The organism is Brevundimonas sp. (assembly GCF_013912005.1).
Taxonomy (GTDB): Bacteria; Pseudomonadota; Alphaproteobacteria; order Caulobacterales; family Caulobacteraceae; genus Brevundimonas.
The window spans coordinates 135,360-151,398 of the sequence record NZ_JACESB010000005.1 but is presented as its reverse complement, the minus strand read 5'-3'; the positions used below and the strand labels follow the sequence as shown (position 1 = coordinate 151,398).

Annotated in this window: 12 protein-coding genes and 1 pseudogene; 4 read left to right on the top strand and 9 right to left on the bottom strand. The window is 71.9% G+C overall.

Going from position 1 to position 16,039, the window contains the following annotated elements:
* Positions 1-62 precede the first annotated feature (62 nt).
* Positions 63-1,466 (top strand): hypothetical protein, encoded by a 1,404-nt coding sequence (locus H2038_RS05950; RefSeq protein ID WP_292110342.1) that lies wholly within the window; start codon positions 63-65, stop codon positions 1,464-1,466.
* Positions 1,467-1,491: 25 nt separating this feature from the next.
* On the opposite strand, the gene H2038_RS05945 is transcribed toward H2038_RS05950, so the two are convergent.
* The gene (locus H2038_RS05945) at positions 1,492-2,904 is read right to left on the bottom strand and encodes a short-chain fatty acyl-CoA regulator family protein (protein ID WP_292110340.1); all 1,413 of its coding nucleotides are present in this window, start codon (positions 2,902-2,904) and stop codon (positions 1,492-1,494) included.
* 145 nt (positions 2,905-3,049) lie between these two features.
* On the opposite strand from H2038_RS05945, the gene aceA reads away from it, so the two are divergent.
* Positions 3,050-4,330 (top strand): isocitrate lyase, encoded by a 1,281-nt coding sequence (gene aceA, locus H2038_RS05940; RefSeq protein WP_292110337.1) that lies wholly within the window; start codon positions 3,050-3,052, stop codon positions 4,328-4,330.
* Positions 4,331-4,341: 11 nt separating this feature from the next.
* Positions 4,342-4,551 carry a hypothetical protein gene (locus H2038_RS05935; RefSeq protein WP_292110335.1) on the top strand — a complete coding sequence of 70 codons (210 nt, stop codon included), beginning with the start codon at positions 4,342-4,344 and terminating at the stop codon, positions 4,549-4,551.
* A 1-nt stretch (position 4,552) separates the two neighbouring features.
* On the opposite strand, the gene H2038_RS05930 is transcribed toward H2038_RS05935, so the two are convergent.
* From H2038_RS05930 to H2038_RS05910, 6 genes and pseudogenes are all read right to left on the bottom strand, one after another.
* Positions 4,553-6,832: an ATP-binding protein gene (locus tag H2038_RS05930; protein ID WP_292110332.1), complete on the bottom strand. Its 2,280-nt coding sequence runs from the start codon at positions 6,830-6,832 to the stop codon at positions 4,553-4,555.
* A gap of 66 nt (positions 6,833-6,898) precedes the next feature.
* Positions 6,899-7,519, bottom strand: a complete 621-nt coding sequence (locus H2038_RS05925) for a M23 family metallopeptidase (protein WP_292110329.1) — start codon at positions 7,517-7,519, stop codon at positions 6,899-6,901.
* A gap of 227 nt (positions 7,520-7,746) precedes the next feature.
* A complete protein-coding gene (locus tag H2038_RS05920) occupies positions 7,747-9,582 on the bottom strand; it encodes an autotransporter domain-containing protein (RefSeq protein WP_292110326.1) in 1,836 nt (611 codons plus the stop codon).
* Between the two features lie 89 nt (positions 9,583-9,671).
* Positions 9,672-10,919, bottom strand: a complete 1,248-nt coding sequence (gene serA, locus H2038_RS05915; protein WP_366926485.1) for a phosphoglycerate dehydrogenase — start codon at positions 10,917-10,919, stop codon at positions 9,672-9,674.
* 117 nt (positions 10,920-11,036) lie between these two features.
* Positions 11,037-11,552: pseudogene (locus tag H2038_RS14855) on the bottom strand (HAD-IB family phosphatase); the annotation flags it as partial.
* Positions 11,553-11,617: 65 nt separating this feature from the next.
* Complete coding sequence (locus H2038_RS05910) at positions 11,618-13,024, bottom strand: SDR family oxidoreductase (RefSeq protein WP_292110321.1); 1,407 nt, start codon at positions 13,022-13,024, stop codon at positions 11,618-11,620.
* A 150-nt stretch (positions 13,025-13,174) separates the two neighbouring features.
* Between H2038_RS05910 and H2038_RS05905 the strand changes: the two genes are divergently transcribed.
* On the top strand, positions 13,175-14,095 hold the full coding sequence (locus H2038_RS05905; protein WP_292110318.1) for an Hsp33 family molecular chaperone: 921 nt from the start codon (positions 13,175-13,177) through the stop codon (positions 14,093-14,095).
* On the opposite strand, the gene H2038_RS05900 is transcribed toward H2038_RS05905, so the two are convergent.
* Entirely contained in the window at positions 14,059-14,886 is an 828-nt protein-coding gene (locus tag H2038_RS05900; protein ID WP_292110316.1) for a hypothetical protein, read from the bottom strand. The genes H2038_RS05905 and H2038_RS05900 overlap by 37 nt on opposite strands.
* 56 nt (positions 14,887-14,942) lie before the next feature.
* Positions 14,943-16,007: an alpha/beta hydrolase gene (locus H2038_RS05895; RefSeq protein WP_292110313.1), complete on the bottom strand. Its 1,065-nt coding sequence runs from the start codon at positions 16,005-16,007 to the stop codon at positions 14,943-14,945.
* Positions 16,008-16,039: the final 32 nt, after the last annotated feature.

Below are 16,039 nucleotides of genomic sequence, written 5' to 3'. Positions count from 1 at the left end.
AAGCTTAAGCTGACGCCGTTCGGCGCCGCGGCTACGGCGACGGGGGCGAGGAGGAGCTTGCCATGATCCGCACCCTGGGCGCCGCGCTGGCGGCCCTGACGCTGGCCGCCGCACCCGCCTCGGCGGAGACGCCGGAGCCGCCGGTCGCCGCCGTGGTGCGCCACGAGGCGGGCGCCTGGATGCTCGACCTGACCCTCGATCGCGACGCGCCGCTGTGGGTGTTCGGCGACTCCGAGCCGCTGACGGACGGTCGCGGCTGGCGGCTGCACCAGTGGACGGTGGAGACGCCGGGGGCGAGGCTGGAGACGGTCGGCGGGCGGGACGTGCTGCGCGGGGTGGACGGCGCCCCCGTGCCGCGGCGGATCCGGGTGCGGATGCAGCCGCGCTTCGTTGACCTGCAGGCGAACTACGATCCGGTGCTGATGTTCTCCAACGGCGCGGCCGCCTGGTACAGCGAGGTCTTCCACCTGATCCCGCTGGCGGCGGAGGCCGATCTCGCCGCCCTGCCGCGCGATCTCGGACCGGTCGTCGACGGGTCCGGGCCGGCCCGGGTGACCTGGAGCGACGCGGACGGGCCGGTGCTCGTACAGGGGCGGCGGCTCGATGCGCCGGAGTCCACCCGCGTCGGGACCTACATCCTTTTCGGACCGGCGGAGCTGGTCGCCGGGGAAGGGCTGTCGACCGTGGTCGATCCGGGTCTGCCGGGGTGGATCGCGGACGAACTGGCGGACTGGGCGCCGCGCATCGGGGAGCAGTACGCCGCCCGACTGGGGCCCGGCGAGTCCGCCGCGCCGACGGTCATGATGAGCTGGACCGGGCCGACGCCCGGAAAGGCCAGCATGGCCGGCAGCGTCCTGCCCGGCCTCGTGGTGATGGCCTTCGAGGGCGAGGGCGTGCTCCAGCCCTCCGCCGGGGTGCGCGACATGGCGCGGTGGTTCATCGGGCACGAGAGCGCCCATTTCTGGCTCGGCCAGACGGTGCGCTATGCGACGCCGGAGGATTCGTGGATCACCGAGGGCGGGGCGGACCTGATGGCGATCCGCGCCATGCAGGCCATCGACCCCGCCTTCGACGTCCGGGGCCGGCTGCAGGAGGCGGTGGACGAGTGCGTCGACTTCGCCGACCAGCCGGTGTCTACCTCGGTCGACCGCGGCGAGTTCAAGGCTCATTACGCCTGCGGGGCGGTGTTCGCCCTGGTCGCCGAGGCGGCGCAGAGGCGGGCGACCGGGGGCGACTGGTTCGACTTCCTGCGCCCGCTGATCGACGCGAGCCGCGAGGACGAGGTGCTGACCCGGGCGGAGTGGCTGGACCGGCTGGACGCGGTGTCGGACGATCCGTCCCTGCGGGCCGACATGGAGACGCTGCTGGACCGGGGGACGGAGGATGCGGCCGGAGTGATCTCGGGTTTGCTGGAGCGGGCGGGCGTCCTGACTGCCGCCGAAGAGGGCCGGCTGCGCCTGACCTGAACTGCGACGGCCCCGGAAGCCGCGCTCACCCCGCCGCGAACGGGTACGGACTGACCGACTTGGACCAGTCGTCGACCGTCAGCGGGCGGTCGACCGGCGGGGCGGCGCGCTCGGCGCAGGGGTGGCGGTGGCAGAGCCGGCAGGCCGGCCCGATCGGGGTGACGTCCGGGGCGGCGAGGTCGAGTCCGCGGGCGTAGACCAGCCGTTGGGCGTGCTTCAGCTCGCAGCCGAGGCCGATGGCGAGGTCGTGCGGCTCGGTGAAGCCGTCCCGCCCCTGCCGTTCGACGGTGCGGGCGAGGGTGAACCAGCGCTGGCCGTCGGGCGTCTCGACGATCTGGGTCACGATCCGGCCGGGGGTTCGGAAGGCCGAGTGCAGGCGCCAGCGCGGACAGGCTCCGCCGAAGCGCGAAAAGGGGAAGGCGCCGGCGGCGAAGCGCTTCGAGACGTTCCCGGCCTGGTCCACGCGCATGAGGAAGAAGGGCACGCCGCGGGCGGTGGGGCGCGACAGGGTGGTCAGGCGGTGCGCCGCCTGTTCGAACGAGACGCCGAAGCGGGCCTGCAGCCGGGCGAGGTCGTAGCCGGCGGCCTCGGCCGTGGCCTGGAAGGCGGCGTAGGGCATCAGGATGGCTGCGGCCAGGGTGTTGGCCAGCGACACCTTCAGCAGGCGGCGTGTGGGCTCGTCCGGCGCGTTCGCGGCCTCGACCATGGCGGAGAGGGCGCCGTCATGCTGCGCCAGCGCCAGCTGATAGGCGACGGCGAAGGCCCGCGAGGCCGGGCCGAGGGTCTCCGACAGCAGCAGCCGGCCGCGGTGCGGGTCGAGGCGTCGCGTCCACTCGACCATGACGTCGTCCGGCAGGGTGCGGACGGACAGGCCGTGCGCCGCCTTCAGGCGGGCGCGGGCCCGGGTCTCGAACGCCTCGCCCGGGGTTTCCGCCTCCAGCGCCGCCGCCAGCGTCTCGCCGGCGGCGTCCAGCTCAGGGAAGTGGTTCCGGCGGGCCTGCACGTACTCCCGCACCCAGTTCGCCGGCGTCTCGTCCCCGGCGTCGCCCTCGGCCCGGTCGCGGGCGCGGCGGTCGGCGAAGGCGCGGTAGAGGCGCAGGAAGGCGTCGGCGGCGGCGGGCTGGTCCTCGGCCAGCTGGACGATCTCGTGCCGGGGGACGGCCAGACCCTGGAACACCGGGTCCGCCAGCGCCTCCGAGAGGACGGCTTCGGTCGCCGGTCCTCCGGTTGGGCCGAACGTGCGCAGGTCGACGTCGTAGGTCTCCGCCAGGCGGAGCAGGAGCTGGGCGGAGACCGGCCGCTGGTTGCGCTCGATATGGTTCAGGTAGCTGGGGGAGCAGCCGAGGTCGGCCGCCATGGCGGTCTGGGTGAGACCGAGATCGCGGCGCAGCCGCTTGAGGCGGCCGCCCAGGAAAAGCTTGCGGTCTGCGGTCTCCATGGGCCGAGTGTGTCACAAGATGACTTAACAGCAAGTGTCATAATGTGACCAAGCGACCTCGCCGATGCCGGCGATCATGTATCGATTTTGACTTCCGGGTGTTCTCCTCTCCGACACCGCCGCGCATCGGCCCAGGAGACCGCTCATGACCACCTTCGCAGACCTCGTTCCGTCCCCCGCCGGCCGCTTCGACGGCGTGGAGCGCCCCTACACGCCCGAGGACGTGCTGCGCCTGCGCGGCTCCGTGCCGATCACCCACACCCTCGCCGAGCGCGGCGCCAACCGCCTCTGGGACCTGCTGCACACCGAGCCCTACGTGAACGCCCTCGGGGCGGTCACGGGCAACCAGGCCATGCAGATGGTCCGCGCCGGCCTGAAGGCGATCTACCTCTCCGGCTGGCAGGTGGCCGCCGACGCCAACACGGCCGGGGCGATGTACCCGGACCAGTCGCTCTATCCCGCGAACGCCGCGCCGGAGCTGTGCCGGCGCATCAACCGCACCCTGCAGCGCGCCGACCAGATCGAGCACGCCGAGGGGGGCGCCAAGCGGGACTGGTTCGCGCCGATCGTCGCCGATGCGGAAGCCGGGTTCGGCGGCCCGCTGAACAGCTTCGAGATCATGAAGGCCTTCATCGAGGCGGGCGCCGCCGGCGTGCACTTCGAGGACCAGCTGGCCTCGGAGAAAAAGTGCGGCCACCTCGGCGGCAAGGTGCTGATCCCCACCCAGGCGCACGAGCGCAACCTGATCGCGGCGCGTCTGGCGGCCGACGTCTGCGGCGTCGCCACCCTGACCGTGGCCCGCACCGATGCGGAGAGCGCCCAGCTGATCACCTCCGACGTCGACGAGCGGGATCACCCCTTCATCGACCGCGAGAACCGCACCCCGGAGGGCTTCTTCCGGCTGAAGAAGGGGACCGGGCTGGACCACTGCATCGCCCGCGGCCTCGCCTACGCCAAGCTCGCCGACGTGCTGTGGTGGGAGACCTCGCACCCCGATCTCGAGGACGCCCGCAAGTTCGCCGAGGCCATCCAGAAGGAGCATCCCGGCAAGCTGATGGCCTACAACTGCTCGCCGTCGTTCAACTGGGAAGCCAAACTGGACAAGGACACCATCGCCCGCTTCCAGCGCGAGCTCGGGGCCATGGGCTACAAGTTCCAGTTCGTCACCCTGGCGGGCTTCCACGCCCTGAACAACTCGATGTTCGAGCTCGCCGACGGCTACCGTGATCGCGGCATGGCCGCCTATTCCGAGCTGCAGCAGCGCGAGTTCGCCAACGAGGCGCGGGGCTACACCGCCACCCGGCACCAGCGCGAGGTCGGCACTGGCTACTTCGACCAGGTCGCGACCGTCATCTCCAACGGCCAGTCGTCGACCACCGCCCTCAAGGATTCCACCGAAACCGCCCAGTTCGTGGCGGCTGAGTAAGGAGAGACCCCATGGAACCGATGACCAGCAGCAAGGCCATCATCGACTTCTGCCTGGCTCCGCTGGCGCTCGACGCCGGCACGGAGGCCGAGCGCGAGGTCCGCCGTCGGCTGGAGCATGTGATCCGGACCTTCCAGCGCAAACAGGCGCAGCCGGTGGCGGTCGACTTCTCGTCCATGCCGTCCCAGGTGATCAACGAAGCCGCCCACGGCTACGAGTAGGTCAGGCGGCGATCGACGCGGCGGCGGCGGCGGGGAGGGTGAGGACCAGCTCCAGCAGCTCCGCCGCGTCGAACGGCTTCGCCAGGTGCCGGTCAGCCCCGGCGGCCTCGGCGGCGGCGATGTGCTCGGGCAGGGCGTTGGCGGTCAGCATGACCAGGGCCGTGCGCGGCAGGCCCATCGCGGCCTCGTGCAGGCGGATCTCGCGGGTGGCGGTGAGCCCGTCCATCACGGGCATCTGCATGTCCATCAGGATGATGTCGAAGTCGCCCGTCCGCGCCGCCTCGAGCGCCTCCGCCCCGTTCTCCACGGCGGTCATGTCGACGGGCGCCTGGGCGAGGATCATCTCGACCACCTTGCGGTTCACCGGGTGATCGTCCGCCAGCAGCACGCGGACGCGGCGATCGCTGACGACCTCGTCGCATTCGACCCGCGGCGCGGCGGCGGGGGCCTCGGCCGGGCGCAGCGGGATGGTCAGCATGAAGGCGGAGCCGCCGCCCGGCTCGCTCTCGCAGTCCAGATCCCCGCCCATCATCTCGGCCAGCTGGCGTGAGATGGCCAGGCCGAGGCCGGAGCCGCCGAACTTGCGCGTGATCGCCCCGTCGGCCTGCTCGAACCGGCTGAACAGCCGCGTCCGGGTCTCCGAATCGAACCCGATGCCGGTGTCCTCAATGGAGAATCTGAGTGTCGGCCGGCCGGCGGCCCCGGGGCCGGGCGCGACGGTCAGGCAGACGAAGCCCTCGGACGTGAATTTGACGGCGTTGGAGACGAGATTGGTGAGAACCTGCTTCAGGCGCACCATGTCGCCCGAGATCCAGCGATCGGCGGCCGGGTCGATCTCGACGAAGAACTGAAGCCCCTTGTCGCGGGCCGAGGCCTCGTAGAGCTTGGCGGCCTCGCGCACGGCGCGCCCGAGATCGAAGGGCTCGTCGGCCAGCTCCAGCCGGCCCGACTCGACCCGCGCGAGGTCGAGGATGTCGCTGAGCAGCACCTGCAGGGTCCGCCCCGAGGACTGGATGAGCGCCAGCATCTCCTTCTGGGCCGGGTCCAGCTGCGTGTTGGCCAGCGCCTGGGCGATGCCGATCACGCCGTTGAGCGGCGTGCGGATCTCGTGGCTCATGTTGGCCAGAAACTGGCTCTTTGCGCCGTTGGCGGCCTCGGCCGCGTCGCGGGCTTCCGACAGCGCCTGGGCGTGGTGCTTGAGCTCGGTGATGTCGGTGCAGACGGTCACGATGCCGCCGGCCGCGGTCCGCCGGTCAGACACCCGCAGCCAGCGGTCGCCGGCGATATGCTGCTCCATGGTGCTGGACAGGCCGGCGCGCGTCGCCAGCCGTTCCCGCACCCATTCCTCTTCCCTGCCCCGCGCCTCCGCATACAGCCCCTGATCAAGGCCGATCTGGATGATCTCCCGGAAGGTCATGCCCTTCTCGAGGTTGGAGGTCAGCTCGGGGTTCACCTCGGCGTAGCGGTTGTTCCACAGAACCAGCCGGTCGTCGGCGTCGAAGAAGGCCAGGCCGTCGGGCATGGCGTCGATCGCTTCGTGGATGTGGGCGAGGGCGCTGATCCGGCTGCGCCAGACCGCGAGGGCCATCAGGGCGGCCACGGCGATCAGGATGGCGACCGCCGCCAGCAGCACGCTCGTCATGGCGCCGGCGGCCAGCGTCCAGTCGGGAGCCGCCAGGGCGGCGGGCTGCAGGGTCATGGCGGCCATCGACCCGAAGTGCAGGATGATCACGGCGACGCTTGCGCAGGCGGCGGCGGCGAGCGCCCGGACCGGGCGCCGGCGGTAGATGCAGGCGGCTCCGATCGTGGCGAGGGACACGCCGCCCGTCACCGATGCGACGGCCAGGACCGGATCCCAGGACACGGTGGCGGGAAGAATGAGTCCCGCGACCCCCAGATAGTGCATCGCGGCCACGCCTGACAGGGCGAGGGCCGCCGCGAGACCCCGCCCGAGCGCGCCCGGCCGGGTCAGCGCCAGGAGACAGGCCAGGCCGATGCTCGCGAAGGCCATCAGAAAGGAGGCGATGGTGAGCGCGACGTCGTAGCGCAACTCGCCGCCGGCGTCGTAGCCCTGCATGGCGATGAAGTGGGTCGAGAACACCGTCAGGCCGCCGAGGAAGGCGGCCAGGATCGCCCGGTTCCGCTGCCGGGCGCCCGCGAGGCCCCGCGAGCGACCGAGGAGGGCGTAGGTCGTGCCTGCGCCGAACGCACAGACCACGGCCGCGGCCGCAGTCCAGCGCCAGTCGTGCTGGAAGGCTATGCAGTAGAGAATGCGGTCCAAGCGACACCCCTTGCGCCGCCTACTATCCGGCCAAGGGGTGAAGAAAGCGTGGGCGTTGCGCCGCCGTCAGGCTTCGACGTCGAGGTTCACGGCGAACGAGCGTCCCATCACCCGCATCGGATCGATCTGGCGGTCGCCGCGGCGGACTTCGAAGTGCAGGTGCGGTCCGGTCGAGCGGCCGGTGGAGCCGACCAGGCCGATGCGCTCGTCATCGGCGACCCGGTCGCCGGTGGCCACGTCGACCCGGCTGAGGTGGCCGTAGAGGGTGCTCATCCCGTTCGGATGGCGGAGCTCAATGAAACGCCCGTAGCCGCCGGCGTCGTAGCCGGTGCGGCTCACCACGCCCTCGGCGGCCGAGTAGACGCCGGTGCCCTGCGGCGCGGCGATGTCCACGCCCTTGTGCTGGCGGGCGGCCTGGCCGGCCAGCCGGCGCAGGCCGAAGCGGGAGTTGACCTCATAGCCCTTCACCGGGCGGACGAAGGCGATGTCGCGGGTCACCGGCCCCGCGGCCTCCGCGATGGCCACGATCGGCGGCGCTTCGGGGGCGGAGGCGGCTTCGTAGGGAACGGGGCCCCCGGCCTCGGGCAGGGGGGCGAAGGCCATCGCCATGAAGGCGGCGGCGGCGAATCCGGTGATCTGGCCGGAGTGGATGAAGAACGACCGGGCGGTCGGCAACAGGCGTCGCATGGGCGGCGTCGGCTCCGTGTTCGGCTCGGGCAGAGCAGGGAAGGGACGCGGGCTCTCCGTTGCGAAGGGCCATCGGGAGGTGCGCGTCCGTGGAGGCGGCAAGCTGACGACGGGAGGGGGCGACTTTGGGGCCGCCGGGGGCGGCAGGTCGTCGCACCGCGGAACCGGACACGAAAAAGGCGCCCGGCGTTGGCCGGGCGCCTGGATCGTCGTCGGGCGTCTCTTCCCTACTGCAGCGGCAGGGTGAAGGTGATCGCCCCGACGTGGCTGTCGGCAGCGTCGCCGAAGCGCCCGCGGTAGCCGACGGTCATCGTCACCGGCCCGATGTCCGCGTCGACGCCGGCGGAGGCCAGCATGGAGCCGCCGAACGGCTCCTCGACGTCGCGCTCCAGCACCTGGGCGGGGTTGCCGGCGATGCCGACGCGCACCGGATCGCCGCCGTCGCCCAGGGTGTCGCGATAGCCGCCCTCGGCCCAGAACCGCAGGCCCTCGCCGCCGCCTTCGGCCCGCAGGGCGATCTCGGCGGTGGTCCCGCTCAGGGTGCGGTCGCCGTAGCTGTACTGGGCCGCGAAGCCCTGCTCGATGTAGCTGTCGACATCCGTGGAGACGTAGCCGATGGCCGCCCGGGGCGAGAGGGCGATGCCGCCCATGTCGAACCAGGTCCCGGCCTGCAGCCGGGCGCCGAAGCTGGACCCGGAAGTCTGGCCCGCATGCACGACGGGAGCCAGCGCGGTCACGCGGGTGACGCCGTCGTAATTGTCGAGCGAGCCGCCGATGACGCCGTTCACGAACATCGCCCCCGAGCGCCAGCCGCCGGCGAAGTCGACGCCGAAGCTCTGGACGTCGAAGGCCATCGGCCCGGCTTCCACCTCGGTGGTGCGGAAGCTGGCCGCGACGCCGAAGCGCTTCGTCTCGCTGGTGACATAGTCGAACCCGACCCGGCCGCCCCAGCCGGTGGCGTCCGCCGCGGCGACGGGGCCGCGGGCGTCCGTCTCGACGCTGTCGGCGATGAGGCCGAAGGTCATCTGCATGCCCGGGGTCCACGCGGCGCGGCCGGACAGCCCCTCGCTGGCCAGGTCCAGCAGGTCCTCGCGCTGACGATAGCCGGTCTCGGCCTGCACCGCCGACTGGGCCCCCAGGTCGCCGTAGTACAGGTAGTCGTTGGCGAGGGCGGCGATCAGGCGGTGTCCCGCTGCGCTGGGATGGACCCCGTCCCAGTAGAGATAGCCGTCCGGATTGGCGCAGACGGTGACGCCGTTGAAGCAGCTGTCGGTGGCGTTCGTCAGTCCGAACGCCCCGGGATTCGCCGCCAGCGGGTCGCTGATCCTGTAGAGATCCATCAGGATGATGTTGGACGACGGATTGGCGGCGGCGACGCCGAACAGCCCGGTCGCCAGGGCCGAGTTGAACGCGGACCCCGAGAAGTCCGCCAGTGCGGAGCCGGCCGGACCCACGGCCGGGTTGCTCGCGGCGAACTGCGGCGTGATCCCGAGACGCGGCAGGTTGGTCACCAGCACCGTTCCCGCGCCCGCCGCCGCCACGCTGTTGACGATGAAGTTGACGTCCGCGGCCGCTCCAGCGGCCACGGCCTGCATCGTCGACGCCGCGGTCTGGGCGTTGCCGGCGGCGCCGGGGAAGGCCTGGAAGATGTTGTTGGCGCCGCCGAGAACGCTCACGAGATCATTGGCGCCGAAGGCGCCGCCGCCCGCCACATAGGCGGCCAGCTGGCTCCGCATGCCGGGAGGAAAGGCCGAGGCGTCGGTGCGGGCGCCGCCGAACGCGAAGTTGATGCTGCCGCCGAACGGCGCGCCCGCGGCGTAGCGCCCGGCGTTGAACCCGAGCAGCTCGGTGAAGACGGGGCCGTTGGAGAAGCGCCCCTGGTAGTAGGGCGGCGACGGCGGATTGGTCCCGGCGGTGGCGGCGTACAGGTTGCCGTTGTCGCTCAGGCTGTCGCCGAAGACGACGAGACGGTTGTAGCTCTGGGCGTTCGCGGCCGAGGCGATCGCGCCTGCGGCGGCCACGGCCAGCGCGGCGGCGGCCGCGTTGCGCAGAAAACGAGACATCAAGAATCCTCCCTCGACCGACGTGCGCGGCCGTTGCCGGTACTCTGCGCCGCTCCGGGCCCGGCGCAAGATGCCGTCGGGGAAAGTTTTCAGTACACGGTGCGAAACCGCAGCGTTCCGGTCACACCTTTCAGCGCCGCCAGGGCCTTCGGATCGTAGTCGCGATCGACATCGACGATGACGTAGCCGGTGCGCTCGTCGGTCTTGAGGTGCTGCCCCAGGATGTTCAGACCCGCCGCGGCGATGGCCCGGTTCAGCTCGGCCAGAACGCCCGGCTGGTTGCGGTGGATGTGCAGCAGGCGATGGGCGCCGGACACCTCGGCCAGCTGCACATTGGGCAGGTTCACGCAGAAGCTGGTGTCGCCCCGTTCGAGGTAGGCGAGCAGCCGGTCCGCCGCGAACTCGCCGATCGCCTCCTGCGCTTCCTCGGTGGAGCCGCCGATGTGCGGCGTCAGGATCACGTTCGGCAGGCCCTGCAGGGCGCTGGCGAACGGGTCCTGGTTCGTCGCCGGCTCTTCCGGAAAGACGTCCACCGCCGCGCCGCCGAGACGGCCGGAACGCACGGCCTCGGCGAGCGCCTCCACGTCGACGACGTGGCCGCGCGAGAGATTGAGCAGCAAGGCTCCCGGCTTCATGACCGCCAGTTCGCCGGCGCCCACAAGCGCGGCGTTCGCCGATCTTCCGTCGACATGGAGGCTGACCACGTCGCTGTCAGCGAGCAGGTCCTTCAGCGATCGGGCCCGGCGCGCATTGCCGAGGGCCAGCCGCTCGGTCAGGTCGTGGAACACGACCCGCATGCCGAGCGCCTCGGCGAGCACCGAGAGCTGCGAGCCGATGGCGCCGTAGCCGACGATCCCCAGCGTCTTGCCGCGCAGCTCCCGGGCGCCTGCGGCCGACTTGTTCCACTGACCGCGGTGCAGGGCGGCCGACTTCTCGGCGACCCGCCGCAGCAGGACGATCATCAGTCCGACCGCCAGCTCGACGACCGAACGGGTATTGGAGTACGGGGCGTTGAAGACCGCCACGCCGCGTTCGGCGGCGGCCGGCAGATCGATCTGGTTGGTGCCGATACAGAAGGCGCCGACGGCCAGCAGGCGATCGGCGCTGGCCAGAACCCGCTCCGTCACCTGGGTCTTGGAACGAACGCCCAGGACGTGGACGCCCCGGATGCGGGCGATCAACTCGTCCTCCCCGAGGGCGCCGGATGCGGTCTCGACCCGATAGCCGGCGTCCTCGAAACGCGCCACAGCGGCCGGGTGGATCGCTTCCAGCAGCAGGATGCGCATGCGGCTGCGCGGATAGGACCAGCGCCCGACGAGGCCTTCCGCGTGGAGCAACTCGTCGACGGATGCGACCTCGGCGTTCGCCGCCGCGACGACCTCGGGGCGCCGGGCGACCTCGGTGAAGGCGTAGAAGCGGTCTGCGGCGCCGCCGAGCCAGACCTCCGCGTCGGTCCAGCCGTCGCCGATCATGATCCGCGGCCCGTCGACCGCCGCCAGCGCCTCGACCTTGCCTCCCGCCCGGGACAGGGGGTTGGCGTCGTCGACCCCGATCACCCGTCCGGACGAATCGTAGACGAGGTCGTTCGCCAGCACCCGCTCCTCGGGGATGCCCAGCCAGGCGGCGACGGGGGCGATGACCTCACGAAATCCGCCCGAAACGACAAGGACCCGCCGCGCGTGCCGGCGGAAGAAGTCGGCGTTGCGGCGGACCGACGGCGTGAGCTCCTCGACGATGCCCGCCGCGAGGGCCTGGACGTGGGCCCGGGTCAGCGGCAGCAGGGCCAGTCGGCGACTCAGCGCCTCGCCGAATGGAATCTCTCCCGCCATGGCCGCCGCGGTCAGGCGGGCGATCTCCTCGCGAACCCGCGGCGCTTCCGCCTGACCTTCAAGGGCGAGGTCGGCCAGCGCCTCCAGGGTCTCGATACGCACGAGAGTCGAGTCGAAGTCGAAGACGAAGGTGGCGGTCATGGTCGGACCATGGCTCACCTTCGCAGCTGCAGCAACGAGGCGGCCGCACGGCCGCCTGCATTGGCTCAGTGACGCCCGATGTTGCGCAGCCGGCTGTCCGGGCGGCGGGCGTCGAGAGCGGCCGCGCCGATGGCCGCGGCTATGGTCGCGAGGGCCAGAATGGCGCCGCCTTCCTTGGCGTGAGTGCGGGCGTAGTCGCCGGCGTCGCGGGCGTAGAGCCGGGCCTTGCGTCCGTGCTTGCGCATCGCCTTGCGCGAGGAATGCCGGGCGTCATGCAGCAGGCGCCCCGACCGATGCCGGGCCTCGTCGCCCAGCTCGCCGGCGCGCTCGCCCGCCTCGGTCAGGCCGTGCCGCACCGTCTCCGCGAGATCGTCGATCCTGTCCCGCAGCGCCGCCGCGTCCACCCAGCCGCGCGGATGCAGGCGGCCGCGAAGGCTCTCCAGCCGGGTCGGGCCGGTGCGCTGGTTCAGCAGCAGGGTGGCGAGGCCGACGCCGGCGAGCACAGCGATCACGCCCGCGGCGATTCCCGGGTGCTTGCGCACCTCGGCGAGGGCGGAGAATTGTCGAACCATGGGGTAGTGGACCTCCTCGTCGAGACCGTCCTCTGTCGGGTCATAGAGCCCGTCGTCGTCCGGCTGCCACGCGGAACGGCGGTCCCGCATCAGGGAGGGAGCGAACCGGGCGAAAAGAGGTTCCGCCACGCCGGGGAGGGCGGCGTAGAAGCTGGCGATGAGGCGTCCGCCGCCGCCGACGGTGATCTCGCGGATCGGATGGCTGGCGCAGTACAGGATGGTGTCGGCGACCACGTGCGTCGCATAGACCGGCTGCGGATTCTGCGTCGCCTGACCGGTCAGGTTTCGCGCGTGCCGGTTGTAGGGCGTGTCGATGGCCGCCGGCTTGACCAGGCTGACGGTGATCGGCGCCTGCTCGCGCATCAGCTCCATGCGCAGGGCGTTGGTGAAACCCTTCACCGCGTGCTTGGACGCCGAATAGGCGCCCTGGATCGGGATCGGCGCGTCGGAGAGAATCGAACCGACGTTGATGATCGCCCCGCCGCCCGGCCGCGCGCGCAGGTGCTCGACGGCGACCAGGGACCCGTTGACCACGCCCCAGTAGTTGGTGTCGAACAGCCGCCGCTGGTCCTCCAGCGTCGTGTCGCGGAGGCGGCCGAAGATGGTGACCCCGGCGTTGTTCACCCAGGTGTCGAAGCCGCCGAACAGCCGCTGGCACTTTTCGGCGGCGGCCATCAGGGCGTCGTGGTCCGCGACGTCGGCGACGGCCCAGGCCACCCGCGCCCCCGTCGCCTGCAGCTCCTCGCACAGCGTCTTCAGGTCGCCCTCGCTGCGCGCGATCAGGAACACGCAGGCCCCGGCCCGCGCCGCGCGCCGGGCCACCGCGAGGCCGATGCCGGACGTCGCCCCGGTCACCACGATCGCCTGCTGGTTGAGGGGCTTCAGGTTCGCTCTGGTCATGCCTGTTCCGTGCGGAGAGCTGGAATCCCGGGGCTTCCGGAACGGGGCCGCCGCCCCGCCGGTTCCTGCTCTAGCATGCAGGCCTTACCATTCGCGAGCGCCGCGCCTATCTAGCGTCGCTCCCCGTTCCGCCCCTCCGAAGGACCGCTCGTGACCGATCACGCGCCCGCCGCCGCCGCACCCGCCGACGACCTCGCCGCCGCCTTCCAGATCGAGGGCTGGCCGGTGCGCGGCCGCCTCGTGCGGCTCGGCGAGACCATCGACGCCATCCTCTCGGCCCACGCCTATCCGGAGCCGGTGGCGGGCCTGCTGGGCGAAGCCTGCGCCCTGGCCGCCCTCGTCGGCTCCAGCCTGAAGTTCGAGGGCCGGCTGATCGTCCAGGCCCAGGGCGACGGCCCCGTGCGCTATGTGGTCGCCGACTACGACACCACCGGCCATCTGCGCGGCTACTGCCGGTTCGACCCCGACGAGGTGGAGGCCGTGTCGCAGGGCTTCTCCCGTCCCGGCGCGAAGACCCTGCTGGGGCAGGGCGTGTTCGTCATGACCCTCGACCGCGGTCCCGACTTCGAGCGCACCCAGGGGATCACGCCGATCGAGGGCGAGAGCCTGTCGCTGGCGGCCGAACATTATTTCGAACAGTCGGAGCAGGTGCCGACCAAGGTCCGCCTCGCGGTCGGAACCGTGAGCAGCGGCTACGGCCCCAGCTGGCGGGCCGGCGGCGCGCTCATCCAGCTGATCGCCGGCGACGCCGCCCGCGGCTCGACCGAGGAGGTCTGGGACCGCTCGCGCGCCCTGTTCCAGACGCTGGCCGACGACGAGCTGATCGACCCCACCATCACGCCGGAAACCCTGCTGTTCCGCCTGTTCCACGAGGACGGCGTCCGGCTGGAGGACGCGCGCCCGCTGAAGGCGCAGTGCCGCTGCTCGAAGGACCGCATCGCCGCCGTGCTGACGTCGTTCGGACCGGAGGAGCGGGCCGGCATGGTCGAGGACGACGGCAAGATCCGGGTGACCTGCGAATACTGCGCCTCGGTCTACGAGCTGGCGCCGGAGGAGATCGGGGAAGGCTGATCTTCCGCGACCGGCGGCGAGGCGGTGGTGGGACCCACCGCCAGCACGCCGTCAAAGGCGCCGTCGGAGGCGGGCTCGAGCCTCACGCCGCGCGCCTCGACGTCGTAGACCGCCCGGGACGGGTGTGCGCCGCACTCCTGCTGGCAGTTCCACGCCTCGCCGCCCTGCTGGGCGAGATCCAGGGCGACCACCTCCGACGCCGGAAGGTGGCCGGCGGCCGGGAGCCCGAGGTCGGGAAGGCGCTCGAAGCCGGTCTTGCGGGCATGCAGGTTGCCGACGAGGACCAGCACTCTGGCCTCAGGCCGGGCGCAGGCGGCTTCCGCCAGGGCGTGGCCCATGTCGAGTTCGTACCAGGCCTGACTCAGCTCGCGCGGCCGGGACTTGCTCGGCTGGAAGGCGTGGAAGGCCACGTCGCGGCCGGCGGCGCGTAGCGCGCGGACCGACAGCATCATCTCCAGCATCGCCCGGCTGCTCCGCCCGTCGTTCATGCGCGGGTTCAGGAAGTGCGTCCCCTCCAGAGCCGCCAGCGCCGCGGCCTCGTCGGTGGCGGCGAGGAAAGCGTCGAGCTGGGGCTGCATGGCCGTCGGCAGCTCCAGCGCCACCGTCGCCGGTCCCTGTTCCGCGGCGGCGCAAACCAGCTGCGCGAACGCCGCCGGGACCTCTGTCGTCCCATGGAGCTCTCCGACAACGATGTAGCGGCGCTCGAGCGCCAGCAGCGCGTCCGTGCCGTCAGGCGGCGTGCAGCTCGGTTGGACGGCTCCCAGCAGGGCCGCGGCCACAAGAGCGATCATCGGAACCTCCGGTTATGTCCGTGCTTCTGCGGACATTCGCCGGTTGAACCTTGGCCTCATTGTGACCGGCCCGGCCCGCGGCCCGGGCGCCGCGCCTGGTCCGCGAACGTCTCGCCGCCCAGCCAGTGGTCGATGGTCGACACAAGCCGGGGGCTGAGGTTCATCTTGCCGAAGGCGTGCTCGCCCGGCTCGAGGCCCTCGCCGCGCAGGAAGAAGTGTTCCTCGTCCGGCAGGACCACGGCGGTCAGGCGGCTGTCGGGGTGACGCTGCGCCAGGAAGGGCGGCAGGTTCAGCGCCGGCGCGGTCAGCGGGTCGACGCCGCCCCACACCGCCAGCACCGGGTCGGTGACGCGCCCGAACGCCGGAGCCGGATCGTGGCCGAGCAGGACCTGCATCTCCGGGCTGGCCATGCGGTCGACGAAGCCCGGCCGCACCTCGGCGAGTTCCTCGGGGGTCAGGCCGATGACGGCGAACAGGGCGTCGGTCGCGGTCTCCACGGCGGCGCGGTCGCCGGAGATCGAGGCGACGGCGACCCGGTCGAATCCGTCGCGGATGCGGGCGAGGTCTTCGGCGCTGCGGTCCGGGAAACGCTCCGGATTGGACTGCTGGTCGACCCAGACCTCGCGCCCCTGCCGTCCCGGCGCGCCGAGCAGCACGAGGAAGTCGATCGCCGCGTCGCGCGCGCTCCACACCTCGCCGGCCACGAACGTCCCCTCGCTGTGGGCGACGAGGCCGATCGGGGCCGCAGAGACCGCAGGGTGGCCGGCCAGCAGATCCAGCGCGGCGGTGATGTGCGGGATGCGGTCGCGGAAGTGGCGCGGCGTCTCGCCCGTCGACTCGCCCACGCCGGCGTTGTCGATGCGCAGGCTGGCGACGCCGCGGGCCGCCAGCTGCTCGGCCAGCTGTCCGAACATCGGCGCGCCGGAGATCATCTGGTCGCGGCCGTGCGGGCCCGCCCCCTGCACCAGCACCACCGCCGCCCGCGGAGGCCCGTCCGGCAGGACCAGTTCGCCGGCCAGGACGACATCCCCGGCGGGGATCCGAACCGGCTCCCGGGTCTCGGCCAGGGCGAGGCCGGGGAGGAGAAGCGAGAAGGCGGGGACGAGCAGAAGGGGACGCATGGGGCTCCGGATGATGGCAAGGCGACGGACAG

Coding starts and splice junctions, on each gene's coding strand:
- H2038_RS05950 (WP_292110342.1), top strand. CDS start 63: ATGATCCGCACCCTGGGCGCCGCGCTGGCGGCCCTGACGCTGGCCGCC.
- H2038_RS05945 (WP_292110340.1), bottom strand. CDS start 2,904: ATGGAGACCGCAGACCGCAAGCTTTTCCTGGGCGGCCGCCTCAAGCGG.
- aceA (WP_292110337.1), top strand. CDS start 3,050: ATGACCACCTTCGCAGACCTCGTTCCGTCCCCCGCCGGCCGCTTCGAC.
- H2038_RS05935 (WP_292110335.1), top strand. CDS start 4,342: ATGGAACCGATGACCAGCAGCAAGGCCATCATCGACTTCTGCCTGGCT.
- H2038_RS05925 (WP_292110329.1), bottom strand. CDS start 7,519: ATGCGACGCCTGTTGCCGACCGCCCGGTCGTTCTTCATCCACTCCGGC.
- H2038_RS05920 (WP_292110326.1), bottom strand. CDS start 9,582: ATGTCTCGTTTTCTGCGCAACGCGGCCGCCGCCGCGCTGGCCGTGGCC.
- H2038_RS05910 (WP_292110321.1), bottom strand. CDS start 13,024: ATGACCAGAGCGAACCTGAAGCCCCTCAACCAGCAGGCGATCGTGGTG.
- H2038_RS05900 (WP_292110316.1), bottom strand. CDS start 14,886: ATGATCGCTCTTGTGGCCGCGGCCCTGCTGGGAGCCGTCCAACCGAGC.
- H2038_RS05895 (WP_292110313.1), bottom strand. CDS start 16,007: ATGCGTCCCCTTCTGCTCGTCCCCGCCTTCTCGCTTCTCCTCCCCGGC.